Below are 22,091 nucleotides of genomic sequence, written 5' to 3'. Positions count from 1 at the left end.
ATCAAAAATTGGCTACTTGGTTTAGTACACTTGGTTAATAGCGTCGGCACTTACAAAATCCTTTTTGTCGGATGTAGTACCAGTATACATAGATTCCAGATCATCTTCCAAAGATTCATCTCCTTTCAGTACAATATCTACTAACTGAAGACTTTCTCCGACAAATTTTCTGAAGCTTGGTTTATCTAACGCAGTAAGTCCTTCGATATTGTCAAATTTTAGTTTTTCTTCAATATTATTTTCAAAGGCTGCATCTTTCTCATTGTAGATGGAAACAACAAGCTTAGTATCTTTAAAATAGTCATCGTTCTTATAGAACGTTTTAAGGTATAACGGAATGAATGAAGCCATCCAGCCATTCAGGTGGATAACATCCGGTACCCAGTTTAGTTTTTTAATTGTTTCGATAACTCCTCTTGCGAAGAAAATTGCGCGCTCGTCATTATCTGAAAAAGCGACTCCTTCATCATCGAAATAAAGTTGTTTTCTCTTGAAATATTCCTCGTTATCGATAAAGTACACCTGCATTCTTTCGTTTGGTAAAGAGGCAACTTTAATTAACAAAGGCTGGTCAAGGTCGTTGATGATGATGTTCATCCCTGATAGACGAATCACTTCGTGAAGCTGAAATTTACGCTCGCTGATCATTCCAAATCTTGGCATGAAAACACGAACATCATTTCCGTCATTGTACATTCTCAAGGCCATCTTATTCACCATCGTAGCCATGTTACTGTCTTCTTGGTACGGAAATAGCTCGGAAGTGACGTATAGAATTTTCTGGTTCGGCATAATAATCTTTCTCTAGTAGTAATTAAGATGGTTAATTTTACAAAAATACAACTTTTTCCAGTAATACATTTTAATTAACATTTTTTAATAATTTTGCTCAAATTTCAGAATATGGAAATTCTCCGCAATCGCCAGAGTCTCAGCGATTATATTGCAGCAGTAAAAAAAGAAGGTAAAAAGATTGGTTTTGCCCCAACAATGGGAGCTTTACACGATGGACACATGTCCTTATACAAAGAAGCACGAAAGGATAATGACATCGTAATTTCGTCTGTGTTTGTAAACCCTACACAGTTTAATAATCCTGATGATCTGAAGAAATATCCCCGTACTGAAGAAAATGACATTGCAATGCTTGAAAAAGCAGGTGTAGATGCTGTTTATATTCCAACTATTGAAGATATATACCCTGCAAAAGCAGAAAGCAAACATTATGATTTTGGTGGTATTGAAAATGAAATGGAGGGAAAATTCCGTCCGGGTCATTTTGATGGTGTAGGAACTGTAGTTTCGGAATTATTCCGTCAGGTACAACCTGATAATGCTTATTTTGGAGAAAAAGATTATCAGCAGCTGGCTATTATTAAAAAGCTTGTTGAGATAGAAAAATTTCCGATTAATATCCATGGCGTGCCTATTTACAGAGCAGAAAATGGTTTGGCTTTAAGCTCCAGAAACGCTCGTTTATCTGAAGACGAAAGAAACGAAGGAGCTACACTTATTTACAAAACTTTAGTAAAGGTTAATGAATGGTTCCGGGTAATAAGCATTCCGGAAATAAAAAAACGGGTTGAAGAAATTTTTGAACAATCGGACTACGAATTAGAATATTTTCTGATTGCAGATGAAGAAACACTCAAGGAAACTGACTTTTTCTATAAGGATAAGAGCTATAGAGCATTTATTGTTGTATTTGTAGGTGAAGTGAGGTTAATTGATAATATGCATCTGGATTAACCATGGAAATAAGACTTGCAACACTTCATGATTTGGAATCTCTAACGATTATTTTTGAAAAATACAGAGATTTTTACAAAAAAACAGCAGATTATGAAACAGCGAAATCTTTTCTTGAAGAAAGAATTTCCCGGAATGAATCAGTGATTTACATTGCTGAAGTTGATCAAAAGGTTGTAGGCTTTACCCTATTGTACCCATTGTTTTCTTCCACAAGAATGAAAAAACTATGGATACTGAATGATCTTTATGTAGAAGAAGAATATCGCCAAAAGGGTATTTCTGTAGCATTGATAGATAAGGCAAAAGAGCTATGCAGAGAAACCGGAGCTTGCCAGCTCTCTCTGGAAACGTCGAAAACAAATAGGGTTGGAAACAATTTATATCCTAAAACCGATTTTCAATTAGATACAGAATCTAATTTTTATTATTGGGCACCATAGTCTAACTATAGATTTATTGTCTCTTTCAAGACTTATAAAAACATAAAAAATGGTCAGAAAAAATCTGACCATTTTTTTATTTTCTTTCTTTAGTTTTAACCTTTCTTGCTACCAAATTTGTTAAACTTATAACTAAGTGTAAACATTACATATCTTTTCAGAATAAGGTCTTCACGATCCTCAATATAAGTATCTGTAATTACTCTTTTCACACTCTGGTTCTGATTTAGTACATCATAAACCATTACCTTGGCAGTCATTTGCTTTTTAAGGAAAGTATAACCCAAACTGGCATTCCAGAAATAGAAATCTTTTTTGAAGCCCGGAGCAATATTAGTATTAGTCGTATATGTAAAATTATTCTCTATTGTAAAATCCTGATTCTTTCCGAAATAATTGATAGACTGCAGGCTGAAAACATTGCTTGTGGTGTGCGATTGATCCAATACATAGTTTTTGTAATCTGTCTGGTTATAGCTTAGGGAATAAGATGGTTTTATCGTCATCTTGTCTTTAATTTCATATGTCAAATTAATTCCCGGAGTTACTGAGTAAGCTGCACTTGTATATCTGTCTCCGTCAACAAAACCATTGGTAAATCTATGATTAACACTTATACGTGGGCCAAAGGTTAGTTTATTATCTTTCCATTTATAGGTCTTGGTATATCCTGATCCGAAATAAACACTTTTGTTTCCGCTCACATTTATATAAGTAATTTCCTGTCCACCTGTCTCTTTATTAAAATGACGGTTATTGGTAACATCATTATCCTGATAATTGAAATTAACATTGAAGTATAGATTTGTATTTTTCAGCTGATTGTATTTGCTATAATACATATTTCCATAAAACCTCCAGGTATTCTTCAGATCCGGATTTCCTTTGTAAGAAATTAATGGATTGGATCTATCTTCATAAGGAGTCAGCTGCATTGCTGAAGGAATATCATAGCTACTTCTTACATACATTGACATGTTTTTTCCGTTCTTATTCCCCCAAATATTAAAATTAAACTCTGGAAGAACAAAATTTTTATTCAGCTGATAATCCTGTCCGTTGTAGCGGGCATTAACATCCATTTGCGAGATATTAAGATTTGTAGATGCCCAGATATTAAGATTTTTCTTATTCATTTCATAGCCAATCCCGGGAACAAGAGAATTATTTTGTTGACGCATATTATTAGATAAATCAACATTAAATTTCGAGTAATCTCCTGTCACAGAATTAAAATCATTTACATCTCTGCTATTGCGATTATAAGATGTACTATAGCCCATGCTTAAAGATACTTTTGCTGAATCCGATACAGGTTCTGCATAATCAGCAGAAATATCATAACGGTTGTTAAGATTTTTACTATATAATCTCTGATTTCTGATATCATTTTTATCAGGATCCTGATTAAAGAGTGTTTCGGATTTAATCAGATTATCATTCACTAACTCTCCGGCACTTCCTGACATGCTAAAGCCAACCCTTCTTCCCTTTTCATTTAATTTTCTGGAAAAATAAATTCGTGATTGTCCGGAATTGTTTCTGGAATCATTTTTATTATAGGAATTATTCTCATTTAACAATGTACCATCCCTGAAGGTAGAAGATGCGCCCGTACTAATATTTGTTCCGTTATTGGTAAGGAATGAGTTGGATAAATAGAAATTGGTATTCTTATCCAGTTTTATTCTGAAGCTGTTTTCCAAACTATACTGACTGCTATCATTTTCACCAGAATTCTGAGATTTGGTTCTCAGTGCATAATCTGTTAATAGTGTGGTTCTATCTGATACCGATCGGGTTTCTCTATTATTTTTAGAATATAACAGACTTAAACTATTAAGGCTTGCATCTTTACCTAGTTCATCAGAATAGTTAACTCCAACCATTGTAGAGCGTAAAACACCACCGCCGTTGTCTCCCGAAGAAACCATGATCCGGTTCCCCTCCTGAACATAACTATTTCCCTGGATCAGATTGGCATTTCTCCCATACCCCATACTTTCGTATACCTCATCACTTTTAAAGCCGGAAACGTTAATATTATTAGAGGAGGCTAAAAGGCTTATTTTAGTATTATTCTTAAAATAACTGAGTATAGCACTACCTTCATAACGTTTATCTGATCCATAGCCTGCGTAGATTCTTGCCATAAACCCTTTATTCTTTTTCTCGTCTATGGTAAGGTTTACACTCATATTATTAGACTTCCCTTTCTCTCCTTTTACCCTTTCTTCTTCTGTCTTACTAGTCGTTACCTGAATTTTCTTGATTAAATCTGCAGGCAGATTTTTAAGTGCAATTTTACCATCCTTATCAAAGAAAGGCTTTCCGTTTACCAGTATCTGATCCACTTCTTTACCATTAGCTGTAATTTTACCATCGTTACTAATTTCAAATCCGGGTAAAGATTTAATCAATTCCTCTACCTTTCCGTCTGGTTTTACTTTGAAAGAAGCAGCATTAAATTCCAGTGTATCTTTTTTTACTTTTACTGGCGGAGCACCTTTAATTTCTACTCCGGCAATATTTTTGGAAACCTCCGTAATCAATTTTATTACATCAAGTTTTTGTGAGCTTTCAAGTTTGTCATAGATTTTACTATACTCTTTTTGTTGCTCGGCATTTACCTTAAACAATACAGGTTCCTGTATTTTATCAAACTTCAGACTGAAGTTTCCTTCTTTCCCGGAATTGGTATAGTTAATAATTGATGAATCTTTCTGTTTTAGTAAATAGACGGTAGCATCTTCAATTGGCTTGCCGCTTTGGTCTACTATTTTACCTGTAAGATTTAGTGATTGTCCGTAGTGTGAAATCCCCATAAGCAGGATAAAGAGTAGAAATAATTTTCTCATATTCAGGTGTTAATTAGTTTGCGAGGCGAAAATAGAATAAAAAAAAACTAACTCCCAAGCACGGGAGTTAGTTTTAATACTTTTTAACTATTTTTATAGTGATTTACGCTTGTAAATATCTTGAATAAGCATAACCTTGTTCACCATCCTTAGTTCTTACCAACCACCATTCGCCGTTGGTTTGCTCTACTAAAGTTACTAATTCTCCTTTAGCTGCTTTACCTACGATATTGCCTTCAGTACTTGGCGTTTCACGAATGTTAAGGTTAGTAGACTCAGTATTTACCGTAAGGTTTGTACCTGCAGGAAGACCTGATACCTGTACATCTACATTGATATCTGAAGCTGTAAAATTAGGATCTATTACTCCTAAAGCATTCCAAACAGCATCTTTAGCTGCAGAATTGGAAGCACTACCAGATACATAAAGGATTCCGTCCTGTTCTTGTACTTGTAAGTTGCCGATACCTGCACCTTGTGCAGCTGTAATTACACTTGCGTATTTATCTTGAAGTTCGCTCATCTTTTGTTATTTTACGATATAGTTATAGTTTACTTTACCCACTTTTAATGCATCGATAGACTGCTTGATTTTTTTAGCATCTTCTTTGGTTACATCACCACTAACGGTAAGTTCACCATTTACTACTTCAGCTTTTACTTTTGGGAAGTCTTTTATAGCATCTTTTACTTTCTGAAGATTTTCAGGAGCAGAAGCAACTTTTGTTTCTACTTGTACAGGTGCCTCGACTGTAGACATATCCATTACGTCTTTTATACCTTCGATAGCTTTAAGAGATGCAAGCATTTGATCTTTAGCTGCTGCATCTTTAAAAGTTCCTGACAGGTGAGCTACACCGTCTTTCACTTCTACTTTAGCCTGAGGATCTGCTGCAACTACAGCTGTAGCTTTAGTCTGCAAATCAGCATCGTTATTTTTCTTTTTACAAGATACTGCTACAGTAGACACTAGAATAGCCAATGCAGCTGTTGTCAAAATTTTTTTCATGTGTTGGATTAATTTAATAGTTTATAATAAAAAACCTTGTGAACGTAAATTTATTAAATAAAATTATGCTCACAAGGTTTTATTCTGTTAAAAAAAATTAAAATTACTTTTTAGCCGTAAAATAATAGGCTAACATTTTGTAATATAATTTTGCAGATAAGAAAGCTGTTGGCTTCGCCATTGGGCTATCCATAAGCTCTACGATATCGAAAGCTACAACATTGCACTTTTCGAAAACTTTTTTCAATAACTCTAATGTCGGATACCATGCCAGACCTCCTGGTTCTGGTGTACCTGTAGACGGAGCAATAGACGGATCAAAGGCGTCTAAGTCTATTGTAATATATACATTACCAGAAACTTTTGCTAAAACATCGTCTATCCAATTTGGATTAGTTGCAATTTCATGAGCCCAGAAGCACTGTCCTTTTGGTACATATTCCATTTCTTCAACATCCATGGAGCGAATACCTACCTGTACCAGATTGTGTTTTTGACTCGCTTCGAAAACTGCACAAGCATGATTCGAAGTGGATCCATGAAAATCTGGTCTTAAATCTGTATGAGCATCCAGCTGAAGAACGGTAAGGTTATCATACTTCTCTCCTACTGCACGGATAGAGCCAATAGATACAGAGTGCTCTCCTCCGAAAAGCGTAAACAATTTATCTTCATTACCCAACAATTCTTTGGTTTTCTGATAAACAGCCTCAGTCATTGCTTCCGGTGTTGAGTTCTCAGAAATTTCTCCTGCCATGTAAACACCATTCAGGTAAGGCTCAGTTCCCGTTTCAATATCATAAAGCTCCATATTTTCTGAAGCATCAAGAAAGAGCTCGGGACCTTTATCAGCTCCTTTCCCCCATGTTGAAGTTCCATCATAAGGAACAGTTACCAACATTACTTTTGAATTTTCCAGTGTTGCATTCTCTTCAGGGATTCCTGCGTATGTTCTCATATTTTTATTAAAATTGAAATATTATTCCGCAAAGATAATTAGAAATAGAACCTGAAAAAAAAATTGACAATTACATTTTGATAGTTTAAAATTATTTTTAATTTTGTTAAAAGTAATTTTAACTTTATTAAAATAAAAAGAAATAAAATGAAACTCCCTGTTGTATGTCCGAGCTGTGAATCGACCCTGATTGTAAGTCAAATGAAGTGTACTAATTGTGACACTACTGTAAATGGCAATTATGAACTTCCATTATATCTTCAGCTTGGTCGCGAAGAACAACAGTTCATCCTGGATTTTTTTCTTTCCAGCGGAAGTATAAAAGAGATGAGCAAGCAGGCTAATCTGTCTTATCCTACCATGCGTAATAGAATGGACGATCTTATTGAAAAGATCAGCAAGCTAAAAAAGACTCTACCCTAATTTTGTCATAATCTATAAACCAGAACACTATCAAATTCGCTGCTCAATCAGCCAAAAAACAAAATATTAATCTATGAAAAATATCCCTGTAAAAATTGGTTGGGAAACTATTATACTTATAACTGTCCCCTTACTTTTTCCGCTTTATTTCGTTTTTACTGACAAGGATTATATTCCTCTTACGATTCTGGTACCTGCAATAATATTTGTATCCATCCTGATTATGGGAATAAGCTACCGGATTATTGGAAACGAACTTATCATCCGTAACAGCATTTTTGGAAGTACCCGAATACCGATTTCGGATATTAAAAGCGTTAAAAAGACTAAAAACCCTATTTCATCTCCCGCTCCTTCAATATTCGGAAGAATTGAAATCATTTATAAAAACGGCAGCATTATTATTTCACCAAAGGATTTCGATCTGTTCAAAAATGAATTACTAAAAATAAATCCCAATATCACTTTTTAAACTATGAACTGGAAAACACTATTTAACCCATTTGAAAAGTATTCTGAATATAAACTTTTACTATTTGGAATCCTTTTTTTCATTCTAACACCATTTGTTTCTTACTATACCCAGAATAGAATGACAAGTTTTATGCGCTTCGACAGCCCTGAAGAAGCTCTAACATTAACAAGTTCATTATTATATTGCTCAGTAAGTATTGCCAGTATTATTTTAATACTTTATTTAATTGCATTGATTTTCAACAGGAGATCTCGTTTTTTGGATATTACCAATACGATTTTGGTTTCTAATGCCATAAATATTCCCATTCTCCTACTAACCCATCTTATAGATGTGAATAAAGCTTTCTCTTCTGATGGAATAAATGAGAATTTCTATCAATACATCATAAACCTACTATTTATAATTGTAATTACAGCTATTGTTATCTCCTTGGTAATTTATTCTATTGTTTTATTCTTCAATGGCTTCAAAACAGCAACCAACATAAAAAAGTTACCACAAATTATACTTTTCGTCTTTATATTCTTTGTTTCCTTGATGATCTGCCAAATATTTATACCACAACTCAAATTTTAAAATGATATGAAAACTAAACTATCTATTATGTTACTATTGTTTTGCCAAATAGTCTTTTCTCAATATTTAGAGAAAACCGCAAGTGATTTTGTTAACAACCTTTTTACTAAAAAATACGCTGAAAGCATAAAACTTGAAGATGATGAAGTAAAAGACAAAATGACGGAATCTGTTCTTGAAATGGTAAACGGACAACTCAGCGGTATGTTCGGAGATTATAAAAAAGTAATTTCTACAGAAAAAACTGTAGAAGATGGTATTCCAATGATATTAGTATATACCGAATTTTCTAAACAGAATGTAAATTTCAAAGTTCCTTTTTCAAAAAACAACAAAGTTCTGGGAATATTTAAAGGCCCAGATAAAAAAGAAACTTCAAAAGTTAATCGTCCGCAAACACCAAAGCCTCCCTATAGCTATAATACAGAAGAAGTAACGATTACAAACCCAATAGATAAGAATCTTTTAGCGGGAACTCTTACTACACCTCAGAACTATAACAAAAATATTCCGATATATGTACTTATAACCGGATCTGGGCAACAGGACAGGGATAGTGAATTTTACGATCATAAACCTTTTGCTGTCATTGCCAATTATTTGGGAAATAACAATATTGCAACTTTAAGAATGGATGATCGGGGAGTAGGACAATCTAGCCCTGGGAAAAGTACTGATACAACAGAAAATTATGCCACAGATATTATGGCAGCGGTTAATTTTCTTGTACAAAAAGGATTTTCTAATATTGGTTTAATAGGCCATAGTGAAGGCGGAGCAATTGCTCCAATGGTTGTAGCCAAAAATAAAAACATTAAGAACATTATACTTCTTGCAGGTCCCGGTCTACCAGGAAATGAATTATTAACATTACAAAATAAGCGTATCGATGAAGTATATGGAGCTACTCCCGAGCAAATAGAAGATGATATTAAGGTGAAAAGTTTTTTCTTCAAATTTGTAAGGGAATATAAAGGCCATAATTTTTCCAAAGATGCACATGAAGAATTAAAAAAGTTTTTTGCTCGAAATACAACTAAAATCCCGGCGAAAGCACAAGTACAACTATCTGAAATTCTAATTAATTCTATGGTTCCATGGATGATTTCATTTCTGAAATCAACTCCCGAGCAATACCTTATACAAGTAAAAATCCCTGTACTTGCTCTGAATGGAGGCTTGGATCTTCAGATAACCCCAGAAGAGAATTTAAAGGCTATAAAAAATGCACTAACAAAAGCTGGAAATAAAGATTTTGAAGTTTTAGAGATTCCCGGGCTTAATCATCTTTTTCAGACAGCTAAAACCGGGAGCCCAAAAGAATATGAAGAAATAGAAGAAACCTTCTCTCCAAAAGCTTTAGAGATTATGAAAAACTGGATACAGAAACATCAAAAGTAAGTTTATAATTTAGGCCGCTTTAGTACTTTAATGATCTCTTAAATAATATATAGAGTCTCATTTACAGAAAGTCTTAACTTTGCAAAAAAACTTTTATGCCTTTAAAAGCGGTACTTTTTGATATGGATGGTGTTATTGTAGATACTGAACCATTACATCGAAAAGCTTATTTCAAAATGTTTGATGAATTCGGAATTAATGTGAGTGAAGAGCTTTTTACTTCCTTTACCGGAAAAACGACACTGAGTGTTTGCCAGGAACTTATCACTCTTTTCAATCTGAATCACACGCCACAAGAGCTGACTGATAAAAAAAGGATAAACTTTAAGTATCTTTTTGATAATGATCCTGATTTTGATCTTATTCCCGGAGTCAGAAATCTTATTGAAAATTATCATCAGAATGGTGTAAAAATGGTACTAGCCTCTTCGGCCAGTATGAACACAATTAAATGGGTATTCGAAAGATTTGATCTGGAAAAATATTTTGCAGGAAAAATTAGTGGTGCTGATCTGAAGCAATCTAAACCTCATCCGGAAATTTTCGAACTGGCAGCCGGAATGTCAGGTGAAGAAAAAAATAATTGCATTGTTATAGAAGATTCTACTAACGGAATACAAGCAGCCTATTCTGCTGATATTTTTTGTGTGGCTTATAAAAGTATACATTCAGAAAATCAAAAGTATGACAAAGCTCAAAAGATTATCTCTGATTACAATGAGATTCACTATGAAACATCCACAGAATGGTTTAAATAAAAAAAGCTGCCAATTGGCAGCTTTTTTTATTTTAGTATCCTAATAGTCGTAAAACGTCATCAGGTGTTTGTTCCTCACGGAAAACTGAATAAGTATAATTTCCGTTCTCGTCTTTATCAATCAGCACATGTTTAGGCTGCGGCATCAGACAGTGGTGAACTCCACCATACCCACTAATCGTTTCCTGATATGCTCCTGTATTAAAAAAACCAATATATAGAGGCTTTGTATCTGTAAATACAGGCAGGTAAATAGCATTGGTATGCTGTTCCGAATTATAATAATCGTCGGAGTCACAAGTAAGTCCTCCCAGGAAAACTCTCTCGTAAGTATCGTCCCAACGGTTAAGTGGCAACATAATAAAGTGTCTGGAGATCGCCCATGTATCTGGCAATGTAGTCATAAATGAACTATCGATCATATTCCATTTCTCTCTGTCGTTCTGACGCTTCTGGCTAATGATCTGGTAAAGATTACCTCCACTTTCACCAACAGTAAATGACCCGAACTCTGTATAGATATTTGGTTCTTCTACTCCTTCCTCTTCACAGAATTTTTTAATCTGCAATACGATTTCGTTTACCATGTATTCGTAATCGTAATCGAAATTTAAAGAAGTTTTAATTGGAAAACCGCCTCCGATATTCAGAGAGTCAACTTCCGGTGCAATTTTTTTCAGACGTGCATACACACGAAGACACTTGAACAATTCATTCCAGTAATAAGAGGTATCTTTAATACCCGTATTAATGAAGAAATGTAGCATCTTCAGTCTAGCATTAGGGTGTTCCGCAATTTTCTGACTGTAATACGGGATAATATCTTTATACCCGATGCCTAAACGCGAAGTATAGAATTCGAATTTTGGTTCTTCCTCGGAAGCAATACGAATTCCAATATTGAAAGTAGTATCAATACTTTCAGTTAGTTTGTCCAATTCACGGTAATTATCCAGAATCGGAGTAATATTTTCAAATCCTGAGTTAATCAGATCTGCAATTTTCACCAGATAATCATCTGTCTTAAATCCGTTACAGATTACTTCTACATTTTCCTTTACTTTTCCTTTTTCATAAAGTCTTTTAACGATGTCTATATCGTAAGCTGAGGAAGTTTCAATGCTGATATCATTTTTTAGTGCTTCTTCTAATACGAAGGCAAAATGACTGGATTTCGTACAATAACAGTAACGGTACTTGTTTTTATATTCGTGGGTTTCTATGGCTTCTGCAAACCATTTTTTTGCCCGCTGAATATTTTCAGAGATTTTAGGAAGATAATTAAACTTCAAAGGTGTCCCGAATTTTTCAACTAATTCCATTAAAGGAATTCCGTGAAATTTAAGTTGGTGATTGTCCACCTGAAACTCTTCTTGCGGGAAATACAAGGTCTGATCTATAAGTTCAGAATACTTTATTTTCATTCTTTACAATGGGGGTTTAAATAACATAAAATAAAATCGATTTTTCGAGCGACAAAATTGCTAAAAATTAATGGATTTTGAAAGCAGTTTTTTTGAATAGGGAGTTAAAGATGTAGAAGTATGAAAAAAATAAAAAAGAGAAGATGCAAATTCTTCTCTTTTAATCGGTATTTATTTTGTAATGTATTATTTACCAATAAATAGCAATATTGCTCCATCACTGTAAGAACAAGTAAAAGTATCTTCCACAGCAAAGTTACGGGTTCCTATTCTGCCTGTCATATTTAATTCTTCACCAAAGAGAGGCCAGTTAAGCCCTTTTGTTATTACATTCTCCGCAACAGGATATGGTACCAGTGAAATTATTTTCCCTAATACATTCTGAGCTTCGAATTCATTCGGAATAAAGAAATATTTTGAATATTCGTCGTAAAAAGTAATCTCCATTTTATTCCTAAATAAGTATGCTACCGTAAGATTTCCCAAATAATGATCCTGCTCACCACCACTTCCGCCATAAACATCAACTTCATAAAAACCTTTTTCAAGGATTATTTCTAAAGCTTTGTGAAAATCTGTTTTATTCTGGTCGGGCGTGTGGATTAGTTTTTCAGAAACTATTTTTTCGTTCTCTTCATACGAATCGAAATCACCTGAAATAAAATCTAACAGATCTAAAGGAAAATTCTTTTCTCTTAAATAATGAAATGCACCATCGGTACATGCAATAAGATCATAATCTTTGATTTCCGGAGTATTTTTAGGAGGATCTCCATTTATGAAGAGTAATGCTTTCATTTACAAACAAAAATTAGCTTATTTTTAATTATACTTTTTCAGATCTGATTATCTTGCGTTAGGATTCCAGTATTCTTCTTGTTCATTATCCAACATGGAAACATAGCGCGCCAAAACAAATAAATAATCGGATAGTCGGTTAAGATATTTAATAAGTTCCGGACGCACTTCTTCAGTTTCATTCAAAAATACCATTCCGCGTTCTGCCCGTCTGCAAATTGTTCTGGCAGCATGAAGAAATGTCGCAGCTTTTCCACCACCAGGCAAAATAAAAAACTGTAAAGGTTCCAGACTTTCATCCATCTTATCCATCCATACTTCAAGCTTGTTGATATCTTCTTCTTTTATTGTTACAGGTAGGCGAGACTTTCCGTTTGCCAGATATACTTTATCTATCGGTGTTGCAGCCTCAGATCCTAATGTAAAAAGATCATATTGTATTTCTGCGAGTTGTTTCAGGCAGTCACTATCATCGATATGGCTTTTAGCTATTCCAATAAAAGCATTTAATTCGTCAATGGTACCATAAGCATCTACCCTTGCACTGGCTTTGGAAACACGAGTACCTCCATATAGAGATGTTTCTCCTTTATCTCCTGTTTTGGTATATATTTTAAAAGTCATATTGGTTTTTATTTTATTAATAATAATTATCCTGAAAAAACAAATTTACAAATTCACCTCAACAATTTACTCTTTATAAGTCTTTACTAAGCGATCAAGGTTAAGGCTTCTTGCAGAAGCATCGAATATTTCTTTGTAAACACCTTCTTGTTCATAGAGTTGCTCATGGGTACCACTTTCAACAACGCGGCCTTTTTTCATTACATAAATGTTATCTGAATCCAGAATCTGTGATAATGAATGGGAAATAATAACCACTGTCCTGTTTTCTTTTATAGCGTCCAGACTATTTTTAATCTGTTCTGTTGCAATTGCATCTAAACTTGCAGTTGGCTCATCCAGAAAAATAATAGGTGGATTTTTCAGGAATAATCTTGCTATCGCAATCCTTTGTTGCTGTCCTCCGCTTAGTTGTGTAGCATCGTGCTGATAGCCTTCCGGCAGATCCAGAATCTGATCATGGAGATAAGCTTTCTTGGCAGCCTCTTCTATTTGTTCAAAAGAAGCATTCATATCACCATATCGAATATTGTCTTCTATTGTTCCTTTAAAAATATGGTTCTTTTGTAAAACCAATCCAATATGACTTCTTAGAAACTCATTTTCGTAGTCATTCAAATTCTTTCCGTCTAAAAGTATTTCTCCTTTATTGGGTAAATAAAATTTACACAAAAGATTGATTACAGTACTCTTTCCAGCTCCGCTTAGCCCGACTAAAGCAGTTGTTTTACCAGCTTCAATCTTCATATTAATATCATATAAAGCACGGGTTCCGTTTGGATAAGCAAAGTCTACATTCTGTAAATCAAATGTACCTTTTATCTTTACACCTTCTATACTACCATTAGGTTCCGTTTCATCATCAGCATTTAAGATTTCAAAATAACCTTCTGCATAAATAAGAGCATCATTCATCTCGTCATAAATACGATGAAGCTGGCGGATAGGTGCTGATACGTTATTAAAAAGCATAATATGCAGCATAATCGCACCTATTGTCATTTTCTGATCCAGAACAAGGTAAACTGTCAAAAGAATAATAAGTACAACTCCTATCTGCTCTAAAAAGGTTTTGAGTCCATCATAGAAAAAATTGGTGCGGCGTGTGTACATCTGACTGTCCATAAGCTGCATCTGGAGATCAAACTGTTTCTTACCTTCAAATTTCTCCCGGACAAAGCTTTTAATAACCATAATGGAATTAATCAGATTGAGCAAGCCGTTAGTTTTCTGCTCGCGCTGAGTACGCAGTTGTCTTCGGACGCCTTGTAATTTTTTAGCTTGTAAAACACTTACATAGAAGTAAATGGGTATAATAACAGTTGACACTAAACCTACATACACATTTTGCATGTACATGATGATTAATGCTATAATAGCATTGGAAAATAGAGGCAGAATATCGATAAAGAAATTCTGGACTAAACGTGTTAAACTCTCAATTCCTCGATCAATACGAATTTGCAGCTTCCCGCTTTCATGGTTTTCGTCGTTATAATAAGCTATTCTATACGTCAAAATCTTATCAATAGCAGCCTGAGCAAGATCGCTACTAACATTTATTCGAATCTTTTCTCCATAAAATTTTTGTCCAAACTGAATAAAGATATTGGCAAGTTCTTTTCCTAAAAGAATTACGCTAATGACAACTAAAACATGAATTCCTTCCTGCATCGGATGCGCAAGGTGCGTTAATTTGGAAACCTCATCTACAGTATACTTAAGTACAACGGGGTTCACCTGAGCTGCTAAAGCACCCAGAAAGGTAAGAATTAACGTCCCATAGATCATTAGCCTATAAGGCTTGATAAATGGACGTAATTGTTGATAAATATGAATAAGATTGAGTGTCCTTGTGAATTTTTTTGCCATAAAATCTTCTAAGCCACTCGAAGATACGGATTAAAACTTTTCGAATCTAAAGTTTTCTCCAAGATATGCCTGGCGTACTTCAGGGTCATTTGCGAGATCTTCCGGAATACCCTCTTTTAGAATTTTTCCCTCAAACATAATATAAGTTTTATGCGTGATGGCAAGAGTTTGCTGTACGTTGTGGTCTGTAATCAGAATACCAATATTTTTATCCACCAAAGAACGTACAATCTTCTGAATATCTTCTACTGCAATGGGGTCTACCCCTGCAAACGGCTCATCTAATAGAATGAAGCTTGGATTTGTTGCTAAACACCGTGCAATTTCAGTTCTACGTCGTTCTCCACCTGATAATAAATCACCCCGGTTTTTACGAACATGCTCCAAAGAAAATTCTTCAATTAATTCATTACATTTCTTTTTCTGCTCTTGCTTAGAAAGTTTCGTAAGCTGCAATACTCCCATAATATTATCTTCAACAGATAGTTTTCGGAAAATTGAAGCTTCCTGAGCCAAATAACCGATTCCTTTCTGAGCTCTGCGGTACATAGCATCTGATGTAATTTCATGGTCGTCCAGCCATATTTTTCCGGAAGTAGGCTTTACCAAACCTACAATCATGTAGAAAGATGTTGTTTTACCTGCACCATTTGGACCTAACAATCCGACAATCTCTCCTTGTCGAACTTCCACAGACACTCCCTTTACTACTTTTTTGGGACCATATTCTTTAATCAGATTTTCTCCGCGTAGAATCATTTGCAATAATTAATTGGACAAAGATAGAGAAAATTGTGATGTTGTCTCTTTGTGAATTTCAGTAATCCTGATTTTATCTTCACTATATAGGTTTTCTATAAAAAGAAGGGCATAAAAAAAGCAGACTAAAAAGTCTGCTGTATATTTTCTACTTGTCTTTTATCAAATTCTTTAGATAAGCTCCGTAACCACTCTTACCGTATTTTTGTGCGGTCTCCAAAAGTTTTTCTTCATCAATAAATCCATTGATGAACGCTATTTCTTCTATGCATCCTATTTTAAAACCTTGGCGCTTTTCAATAACGCTTACAAACTCTGAAGCTTCTTGTAAAGAGTCAAATGTTCCAGTGTCCAACCAGGCAGTTCCTCTATCCAATACACCTACTTCTAGTTTACCTTGTTGTAAATAAACGTTATTAACATCTGTGATTTCTAGTTCACCACGTGGAGAAGGTTTTATATTCTTGGCTATTTCTACAACATTATTATCATAGAAATACAAACCTGGTACTGCATAATTAGACTTAGGTTTCAAAGGCTTTTCTTCTATTGATAAAGCTTTAAAATTATCATCAAATTCAACAACACCATAACGTTCCGGGTCTGCCACATGATATGCAAATACAACTCCTCCGTTTGGATCAGTTTTATGCTTTAGCATTCTCCCCATTCCATTTCCGTAGAAAATGTTATCACCTAAAACTAAAGCTGCAGCATCATTTCCAATAAACTGCTCTCCCAAAACAAATGCCTGTGCTAGTCCATCGGGGCTTGGTTGTATTACATATTCTATATTACATCCTATTTGTGATCCATCTCCCAAAAGCTTTATAAACCCTGCCTGATCATGCGGTGTCGTTATGATTAGTATATCTTTAATACCCGCTAAAAGCAAAGTAGATAAAGGATAATAAATCATAGGCTTATCATAAACCGGCATAAGCTGTTTACTTACGGCTATCGTTAATGGATATAATCTTGTCCCGGATCCTCCGGCGAGAATAATTCCTTTCATCTAATTTTAAGTTTGTAGATTCGTTTATCCTTTAAAACTATGAATATTGATTTTCATAATATTTCTGATAATCCCCAGAAGTTACATTTTCTAACCACTCTTTATTATCCAGATACCAGTCAATTGTTTTGGATAATCCTTCCTCAAAAGTAACTGAAGGTTTCCATCCTAAATCCTGATTAAGTTTTGTTGCATCAATTGCATAACGCTTGTCATGCCCTGGGCGATCTTTAACAAATGTGATAAGCTTTTCAGAATAACCTTCTGGCTTGCCTAATTTAGCATCTAATTGCTTTATTAATTCTTTTACTAGATCAATATTCTGCCACTCGTTAAAACCACCAATATTATAGGTTTCTCCAGTTTTAGCTTCATTAAATATTTGATGAATTGCTCTGGCATGATCTATTACATATAGCCAATCTCTTGTATATTTTCCATCCCCGTAAATTGGCAATGGTTTTTCGTTTAAAATATTAGAAATACATAATGGAATCAACTTTTCAGGGAAGTGGTTTGGACCATAATTATTAGAACAGTTAGAAACTATAAATGGCATTCCATAAGTATTACCATAGGCCCTTACCAAATGATCTGATGCTGCTTTTGAAGCGGAATAAGGAGATTGAGGATCATAAGCTGTTGTTTCTAAAAAGAAACCTGTTTCACCTAAACTTCCATATACTTCATCTGTAGAAACGTGATAGAAAAGATTTGTCCTTGATTCATTAGGAAATCTACCATGTGTATGTTCTGGATTAAGTGTCCAGAATTCACGGCATAAATTAAGCAAATTTGCTGTTCCAATAACATTTGTATTGATAAATGCATTTGGATCTGTAATACTTCTATCTACATGACTCTCTGCCGCCAAATGTACTACAGCATCTGGATTATATTTTTCAAAAACCTTTCTTAACTCTTCAGATTTTGTAATATCTGCTTTTTCAAAAACATAATTAGGTAGGCTTTCAATATCTTTCAAATTTTCCAGATTTCCCGCATAAGTTAATGCATCCAGATTGATAATTGTAACCTCAGGATTTTTTATTACAAATTCTCTTACAACATGGGATCCGATAAAACCGGCACCTCCTGTAATAATAATATTCTTCATAGTATGTTTAATAGTTTTTATCTTTAAAAGCTGGAGCATTCTGATCCTTTTCTGATAAAATCATATCTGCTTCTGAAATTTTCCAGTCAATATTAAGATCAGAATCATTGAACTTAACACTCCCTTCAGATTCTTTGTTATAGAAGTTATCACATTTGTAAGAGAAAATTGCAGTTTCACTTAGTACTACAAAACCATGAGCAAAACCTCTAGGCACATAAAACTGGATTTTATTCTCAGCTGTAAGCTCTATTCCATACCATTGTCCAAACGTTAAAGAATCTTTTCTCAAATCTACAGCGATATCCCATACTTTTCCTTCTAAACAGGAAACTAATTTTGCTTGTGCATGGTCTCCTTTTTGTAAATGCAATCCTCTTAAAACTCCATATGAAGATTTTGAAATATTATCCTGAACAAAATGTCCATTCAAACCCGTTAATTTTTCAAATTTTCCTTCATTGTATTTTTCATAAAAATATCCCCTTTCATCCTCAAAGATAGACGGTTCAATAATATAACAATCTTTAAGTGGTGTTTCTATTAATTTCATAGATTATTTATTAGCCTCTTGCTTTTTAAGTTCTTGCTCATAAACGGCCTTTTTCAAAGCTGTACTTGAAAAACGATGATCTCTTTTATTATAATATATTTCAATACCTTTTTGTTCACAATACTCTTTTCCTGTAAAGTTTGTATCACGATAATCGTCTCCAATAATACGCACATCTATAACAAAGGACTTTAAGATATCTAATAAATCTTCTTCTGTATTATATGGAATAATTTCATCCACTGAACGACATGCTTTTAGCTGAATATAACGCTCAACAATACTTTGCGTAGGTTTATTTTTATTTGGCCTATCAAGAGTCGGATCTAGCTGCAAACCAACAATAAGATAATCACATACAGTTTTTGCCTCTTCGAGCATCTTGATGTGTCCCGCATGTAATAAATCAAAAGCAGAAAAGGTAATTCCTATTTTTTGTGTTTTCATTTTTATCTATTATTTTGTAAAATGTAATAAGCAAAAGTACATATTAAAATATGAAAAGCAAATTAGATTTTATTCTATTACCTCTCGATATAATTGCTTTATTTATTTTCAATAATTACGGTTTCCCGTAATTGTAATTCAAAAAATTGATATACTTTTGAATTAACATCAAATCACAATTTATAAAGCTTCTCTTTGAATGAAATATCAAGAGAAGCTTTTTTAATTTTTATTCAACTAACTTATAGTACATAATATATATTTACTCAAATTCATATAATGCCATTGCAAAATATATTATGTTTTAATTTAGCTTTTCAAATAAATCCAATAGAAAAATAAAAAACTGCTTAGTATGACAAAGCAGTTTTTATAAAGATATTGAAAAACTCTAAATATCAGCTTTTATTTACACATTATTGCAATAAAAGTTTCAAAAATAATTTTAACATCTTTAAAAATATTATTATCTTTTATATAAGCTAAATTGATATTTAATTTCTCTGGCATAATAACCTCAATATAAGTTTTCTCAGGATTACTACTTTGTGCTAAAATCTCGCTTTCATTTCTGTATTTTATAGATGCATAATCTGTTATTCCTGGTCGAACTGACAGCACTTCTTTCTGAGTTTCATTATACAAAACTGTATATTTTTCCACTTCAGGCCTTGGCCCAACAAACGACATCTCCCCTATAAGTACATTAAACAATTGAGGCAGTTCATCAAACTTATATTTTCTAAGGTAATAGCCTACATTTGTAACTCTGGGATCACGATCACCAATTGTTATAGCTCCTTTTGCAAATGATCCGGGATGCATTGTACGAAATTTCATAACACCAAAAGGGTTACCATCTTTACCAATCCTTTTTTGTTTATATATAACACCTCCTTTACTATCGATTGTAATTACAATTGATACAATAATATAAATAGGGATTAGTATAATAATACCCGCCAGTGAAAAAATAATATCAAAGAATCTTTTCATTAAATAATGGTTTTATATGATTCTTCTATTGTTTTACAGATATAATCAATATTCTCATTACTTAATTGTGGATATATTGGTAATGAAATTTCTCTACTATAATTATCATATGCTACTGGGTAATTTCTAATATCATATCCAAGATCTTTAAATAAAGTTAGCATTGGCATTGGTATAAAATGTACATTAACTGAAACTCCAGCCAAGGCTATTAATTCCATTATTTGGTCACGTTGTTCTTCAGAAATGTTTTTTATACGTAGTGCATAAAGATGATAACATGATATTCGTTTTTCATCTTCTAAAATTGGAAGCTGAGCCCAATCTTTCGACGAAAAAAAGTCTTGATAGCGCATAGCTACACGTTTTCTTTCTTCTAATAGCTTTGTTGTATATTTTCTTATTTGAGCTAAGCCTATTGCAGCACAAACATCTGGCATATTTACCTTCAATCCTTGAAATACAATATCATATTTCCAGCTATTGCCTCCCCCTTGCGACTTTGTAAATGCGTCCTTAGTTTGGCCATTCAATGTCCACAATCGCATTATTGCATACTCATCGTCATTATTAAATGATTGTGGCAAATTAATACAAATTGCACCACCTTCTGAAGTTGTAATATTCTTAACAGCGTGAAAAGAAAAAATGGTAATATCTGCCCATGTTCCAGTTTGTTTATGTTCGTATTTAGCACCGACTGAATGTGCTGCATCAGAAAGGACTAAAATTCTTCCTAATTTTTTTTGATTTTCAGATGAGGCATTAAATAATGCAATATATTTTTCATCTTTCACAATGTTATTTATAGCATCATAATCACATGGCAAACCAGCAATATCAACAGGCATTATTACTTTTGTTTTAGCAGTAATGGCCTTTTTAATTTCATCAGGATCAACTGTAAAATCATCTTTTACATCTACCATTACAGGTGTTGCCCCGCAATGTAGTACAGCTAATGCCGTAGCACTATAAGTATAAGCTGGGATGATAACTTCATCACCTTCTTTAATACCAAACCATTTCAAAATTAGAATAGCTCCAGAAGTCCATGAGTTTACTGCTAAAGCACGGGGAGCATGTGTTAATTTACTAACTTCTTCTTCTAAAGCTTTTACTTTGGGCCCTGTAGTAATCCACCCTGATTCTAGAGTATCTACAACTTCATTTATAACATCTTGATCCACAAAAGGTGGGGAAAAAGGAATTTTCATAATTAAATATTTTTGATAAATCGATACATTTTTCTTTTTTGATAGCTCTCAAAAACTTCAAGAACTTCATACTCACAATCCTTATAGAATTTTACAGCCTTATCATTATCTTCATAATCAGTTGTCAATGATAGCTTTAAAGTTCCCTTATTTTTAAGTGCTACTTCTTTCTCAAAAGAATCAAGTAATATTTTACCATAACCTTTTTTATTCAAAACAGTTGCTATACTTAATAACTCTGAATACTCCAATATTGCATCTTCTGATTTCTTTGTATTACTAAAAATTCTCTTAAGTGCTTTAGGATTGGTAAATATGATTTGAATTCCTGAAAAAATAAATCCAAAAAAATTATTTTTAAAAAGCTTTTTAAAGAAATTTTGATTGTTTATACTTCCGGCAGCAAAACCTTTAATATTACCTTCATCCAACAAAACAATTAATATTCCTGGTTCTTTAAGAAAAGCTTTATAAAATGTCTTTAAAAATTTCTTACCCAAAGTCGTGAGAAAGAAATTAGAAAATCTATTATAGTGTATCTCAACAATCATATCCAGATCTGATAACTTTGCCAATCTAATCTCCATTTACTTCACAATTTAGAATTATATTTTCAA

At 33.5% G+C, this 22,091-nt stretch carries 24 protein-coding genes; 7 read left to right on the top strand and 17 right to left on the bottom strand.

Annotated features, from left to right (window positions below):
* Nucleotides 1-21: 21 nt before the first annotated feature.
* Nucleotides 22-792 (bottom strand): glycogen/starch synthase, encoded by a 771-nt coding sequence (locus AYC65_RS00955; protein WP_009093112.1) that lies wholly within the window; start codon nt 790-792, stop codon nt 22-24.
* A gap of 111 nt (nt 793-903) precedes the next feature.
* On the opposite strand from AYC65_RS00955, the gene panC reads away from it, so the two are divergent.
* Together panC and AYC65_RS00945 are read left to right on the top strand one after the other, a co-directional pair.
* Nucleotides 904-1,749 (top strand): pantoate--beta-alanine ligase, encoded by an 846-nt coding sequence (gene panC / locus AYC65_RS00950; protein ID WP_034868545.1) that lies wholly within the window; start codon nt 904-906, stop codon nt 1,747-1,749.
* Between the two features lie 2 nt (nt 1,750-1,751).
* Nucleotides 1,752-2,192, top strand: a complete 441-nt coding sequence (locus AYC65_RS00945) for a GNAT family N-acetyltransferase (RefSeq protein ID WP_034868548.1) — start codon at nt 1,752-1,754, stop codon at nt 2,190-2,192.
* 95 nt (nt 2,193-2,287) lie between these two features.
* Here the strand turns inward: AYC65_RS00945 and AYC65_RS00940 are convergent, their stop codons facing one another.
* The 4 genes from AYC65_RS00940 to speB all read right to left on the bottom strand — a co-directional run bounded on the left by AYC65_RS00940 (nt 2,288) and on the right by speB (nt 7,017).
* A complete protein-coding gene (locus AYC65_RS00940) occupies nt 2,288-5,050 on the bottom strand; it encodes a TonB-dependent receptor (RefSeq protein ID WP_034868549.1) in 2,763 nt (920 codons plus the stop codon).
* Nucleotides 5,051-5,153: 103 nt separating this feature from the next.
* The gene (locus AYC65_RS00935) at nt 5,154-5,573 is read right to left on the bottom strand and encodes an SH3 domain-containing protein (RefSeq protein ID WP_034868550.1); all 420 of its coding nucleotides are present in this window, start codon (nt 5,571-5,573) and stop codon (nt 5,154-5,156) included.
* 6 nt (nt 5,574-5,579) lie between these two features.
* Complete coding sequence (locus AYC65_RS00930; RefSeq protein WP_034868552.1) at nt 5,580-6,059, bottom strand: BON domain-containing protein; 480 nt, start codon at nt 6,057-6,059, stop codon at nt 5,580-5,582.
* Nucleotides 6,060-6,162: 103 nt separating this feature from the next.
* The gene (speB, locus tag AYC65_RS00925; protein ID WP_034868554.1) at nt 6,163-7,017 is read right to left on the bottom strand and encodes an agmatinase; all 855 of its coding nucleotides are present in this window, start codon (nt 7,015-7,017) and stop codon (nt 6,163-6,165) included.
* Nucleotides 7,018-7,164: 147 nt separating this feature from the next.
* Between speB and AYC65_RS00920 the strand changes: the two genes are divergently transcribed.
* The 5 genes from AYC65_RS00920 (at nt 7,165) to AYC65_RS00900 (ending at nt 10,653) form a co-directional block, all read left to right on the top strand.
* Entirely contained in the window at nt 7,165-7,440 is a 276-nt protein-coding gene (locus AYC65_RS00920; RefSeq protein WP_034868555.1) for a DUF2089 family protein, read from the top strand.
* 73 nt (nt 7,441-7,513) lie between these two features.
* Nucleotides 7,514-7,912 (top strand): PH domain-containing protein, encoded by a 399-nt coding sequence (locus tag AYC65_RS00915; RefSeq protein WP_034868557.1) that lies wholly within the window; start codon nt 7,514-7,516, stop codon nt 7,910-7,912.
* A gap of 3 nt (nt 7,913-7,915) precedes the next feature.
* Entirely contained in the window at nt 7,916-8,494 is a 579-nt protein-coding gene (locus tag AYC65_RS00910; protein ID WP_221407295.1) for a YIP1 family protein, read from the top strand.
* Between the two features lie 6 nt (nt 8,495-8,500).
* Nucleotides 8,501-9,895: an alpha/beta hydrolase gene (locus AYC65_RS00905; RefSeq protein ID WP_034868558.1), complete on the top strand. Its 1,395-nt coding sequence runs from the start codon at nt 8,501-8,503 to the stop codon at nt 9,893-9,895.
* 95 nt (nt 9,896-9,990) lie between these two features.
* Nucleotides 9,991-10,653 carry an HAD family hydrolase gene (locus AYC65_RS00900; protein WP_034868561.1) on the top strand — a complete coding sequence of 221 codons (663 nt, stop codon included), beginning with the start codon at nt 9,991-9,993 and terminating at the stop codon, nt 10,651-10,653.
* 31 nt (nt 10,654-10,684) lie between these two features.
* On the opposite strand, the gene AYC65_RS00895 is transcribed toward AYC65_RS00900, so the two are convergent.
* The 12 genes from AYC65_RS00895 to AYC65_RS00840 form a co-directional block, all read right to left on the bottom strand.
* Nucleotides 10,685-12,076, bottom strand: a complete 1,392-nt coding sequence (locus AYC65_RS00895; RefSeq protein ID WP_034866478.1) for a type III PLP-dependent enzyme domain-containing protein — start codon at nt 12,074-12,076, stop codon at nt 10,685-10,687.
* 186 nt (nt 12,077-12,262) lie between these two features.
* Complete coding sequence (locus AYC65_RS00890; protein ID WP_034866481.1) at nt 12,263-12,874, bottom strand: thiamine diphosphokinase; 612 nt, start codon at nt 12,872-12,874, stop codon at nt 12,263-12,265.
* Between the two features lie 48 nt (nt 12,875-12,922).
* Nucleotides 12,923-13,498: a cob(I)yrinic acid a,c-diamide adenosyltransferase gene (locus AYC65_RS00885; protein ID WP_034866483.1), complete on the bottom strand. Its 576-nt coding sequence runs from the start codon at nt 13,496-13,498 to the stop codon at nt 12,923-12,925.
* A 66-nt stretch (nt 13,499-13,564) separates the two neighbouring features.
* The gene (locus AYC65_RS00880) at nt 13,565-15,289 is read right to left on the bottom strand and encodes an ABC transporter ATP-binding protein (RefSeq protein WP_052114592.1); all 1,725 of its coding nucleotides are present in this window, start codon (nt 15,287-15,289) and stop codon (nt 13,565-13,567) included.
* A 111-nt stretch (nt 15,290-15,400) separates the two neighbouring features.
* A complete protein-coding gene (lptB, locus tag AYC65_RS00875; protein WP_009087046.1) occupies nt 15,401-16,129 on the bottom strand; it encodes an LPS export ABC transporter ATP-binding protein in 729 nt (242 codons plus the stop codon).
* A gap of 148 nt (nt 16,130-16,277) precedes the next feature.
* On the bottom strand, nt 16,278-17,144 hold the full coding sequence (rfbA, locus tag AYC65_RS00870; RefSeq protein ID WP_034866487.1) for a glucose-1-phosphate thymidylyltransferase RfbA: 867 nt from the start codon (nt 17,142-17,144) through the stop codon (nt 16,278-16,280).
* 37 nt (nt 17,145-17,181) lie between these two features.
* The gene (gene rfbB, locus AYC65_RS00865) at nt 17,182-18,261 is read right to left on the bottom strand and encodes a dTDP-glucose 4,6-dehydratase (RefSeq protein WP_034866496.1); all 1,080 of its coding nucleotides are present in this window, start codon (nt 18,259-18,261) and stop codon (nt 17,182-17,184) included.
* A 7-nt stretch (nt 18,262-18,268) separates the two neighbouring features.
* A complete protein-coding gene (gene rfbC / locus AYC65_RS00860) occupies nt 18,269-18,814 on the bottom strand; it encodes a dTDP-4-dehydrorhamnose 3,5-epimerase (RefSeq protein WP_034866489.1) in 546 nt (181 codons plus the stop codon).
* 3 nt (nt 18,815-18,817) lie between these two features.
* Complete coding sequence (locus AYC65_RS00855) at nt 18,818-19,261, bottom strand: adenylyltransferase/cytidyltransferase family protein (RefSeq protein WP_024567683.1); 444 nt, start codon at nt 19,259-19,261, stop codon at nt 18,818-18,820.
* A 405-nt stretch (nt 19,262-19,666) separates the two neighbouring features.
* On the bottom strand, nt 19,667-20,257 hold the full coding sequence (locus AYC65_RS00850; protein ID WP_034866491.1) for a sugar transferase: 591 nt from the start codon (nt 20,255-20,257) through the stop codon (nt 19,667-19,669).
* A complete protein-coding gene (locus AYC65_RS00845; RefSeq protein WP_034866494.1) occupies nt 20,257-21,474 on the bottom strand; it encodes a DegT/DnrJ/EryC1/StrS family aminotransferase in 1,218 nt (405 codons plus the stop codon). Before AYC65_RS00845 ends, AYC65_RS00850 begins: the two co-directional genes overlap by 1 nt.
* Nucleotides 21,475-21,476: 2 nt before the next feature.
* Complete coding sequence (locus AYC65_RS00840; protein ID WP_059333911.1) at nt 21,477-22,061, bottom strand: GNAT family N-acetyltransferase; 585 nt, start codon at nt 22,059-22,061, stop codon at nt 21,477-21,479.
* Nucleotides 22,062-22,091: the final 30 nt, after the last annotated feature.

It is taken from the genome of Elizabethkingia bruuniana (assembly GCF_002024805.1).
Taxonomy (GTDB): Bacteria; Bacteroidota; Bacteroidia; order Flavobacteriales; family Weeksellaceae; genus Elizabethkingia; species Elizabethkingia bruuniana.
This window is presented reverse-complemented; position numbering and strand designations above follow the sequence as displayed.

What these genes read in the sequence shown, in the direction of transcription:
- AYC65_RS00920 (WP_034868555.1), top strand. Translation starts at nt 7,165, where the DNA reads ATGAAACTCCCTGTTGTATGTCCGAGCTGTGAATCGACCCTGATTGTA.
- AYC65_RS00915 (WP_034868557.1), top strand. Translation starts at nt 7,514, where the DNA reads ATGAAAAATATCCCTGTAAAAATTGGTTGGGAAACTATTATACTTATA.
- AYC65_RS00905 (WP_034868558.1), top strand. Translation starts at nt 8,501, where the DNA reads ATGAAAACTAAACTATCTATTATGTTACTATTGTTTTGCCAAATAGTC.
- AYC65_RS00935 (WP_034868550.1), bottom strand. Translation starts at nt 5,573, where the DNA reads ATGAGCGAACTTCAAGATAAATACGCAAGTGTAATTACAGCTGCACAA.
- AYC65_RS00855 (WP_024567683.1), bottom strand. Translation starts at nt 19,261, where the DNA reads ATGAAAACACAAAAAATAGGAATTACCTTTTCTGCTTTTGATTTATTA.
- AYC65_RS00940 (WP_034868549.1), bottom strand. Translation starts at nt 5,050, where the DNA reads ATGAGAAAATTATTTCTACTCTTTATCCTGCTTATGGGGATTTCACAC.
- lptB (WP_009087046.1), bottom strand. Translation starts at nt 16,129, where the DNA reads ATGATTCTACGCGGAGAAAATCTGATTAAAGAATATGGTCCCAAAAAA.
- AYC65_RS00930 (WP_034868552.1), bottom strand. Translation starts at nt 6,059, where the DNA reads ATGAAAAAAATTTTGACAACAGCTGCATTGGCTATTCTAGTGTCTACT.
- AYC65_RS00895 (WP_034866478.1), bottom strand. Translation starts at nt 12,076, where the DNA reads ATGAAAATAAAGTATTCTGAACTTATAGATCAGACCTTGTATTTCCCG.
- AYC65_RS00880 (WP_052114592.1), bottom strand. Translation starts at nt 15,289, where the DNA reads ATGATCTATGGGACGTTAATTCTTACCTTTCTGGGTGCTTTAGCAGCT.
- AYC65_RS00945 (WP_034868548.1), top strand. Translation starts at nt 1,752, where the DNA reads ATGGAAATAAGACTTGCAACACTTCATGATTTGGAATCTCTAACGATT.
- panC (WP_034868545.1), top strand. Translation starts at nt 904, where the DNA reads ATGGAAATTCTCCGCAATCGCCAGAGTCTCAGCGATTATATTGCAGCA.
- AYC65_RS00890 (WP_034866481.1), bottom strand. Translation starts at nt 12,874, where the DNA reads ATGAAAGCATTACTCTTCATAAATGGAGATCCTCCTAAAAATACTCCG.
- rfbC (WP_034866489.1), bottom strand. Translation starts at nt 18,814, where the DNA reads ATGAAATTAATAGAAACACCACTTAAAGATTGTTATATTATTGAACCG.
- AYC65_RS00910 (WP_221407295.1), top strand. Translation starts at nt 7,916, where the DNA reads ATGAACTGGAAAACACTATTTAACCCATTTGAAAAGTATTCTGAATAT.
- AYC65_RS00845 (WP_034866494.1), bottom strand. Translation starts at nt 21,474, where the DNA reads ATGAAAATTCCTTTTTCCCCACCTTTTGTGGATCAAGATGTTATAAAT.
- AYC65_RS00850 (WP_034866491.1), bottom strand. Translation starts at nt 20,257, where the DNA reads ATGAAAAGATTCTTTGATATTATTTTTTCACTGGCGGGTATTATTATA.
- speB (WP_034868554.1), bottom strand. Translation starts at nt 7,017, where the DNA reads ATGAGAACATACGCAGGAATCCCTGAAGAGAATGCAACACTGGAAAAT.
- AYC65_RS00885 (WP_034866483.1), bottom strand. Translation starts at nt 13,498, where the DNA reads ATGACTTTTAAAATATATACCAAAACAGGAGATAAAGGAGAAACATCT.
- rfbA (WP_034866487.1), bottom strand. Translation starts at nt 17,144, where the DNA reads ATGAAAGGAATTATTCTCGCCGGAGGATCCGGGACAAGATTATATCCA.
- AYC65_RS00840 (WP_059333911.1), bottom strand. Translation starts at nt 22,061, where the DNA reads ATGGAGATTAGATTGGCAAAGTTATCAGATCTGGATATGATTGTTGAG.
- rfbB (WP_034866496.1), bottom strand. Translation starts at nt 18,261, where the DNA reads ATGAAGAATATTATTATTACAGGAGGTGCCGGTTTTATCGGATCCCAT.
- AYC65_RS00955 (WP_009093112.1), bottom strand. Translation starts at nt 792, where the DNA reads ATGCCGAACCAGAAAATTCTATACGTCACTTCCGAGCTATTTCCGTAC.
- AYC65_RS00900 (WP_034868561.1), top strand. Translation starts at nt 9,991, where the DNA reads ATGCCTTTAAAAGCGGTACTTTTTGATATGGATGGTGTTATTGTAGAT.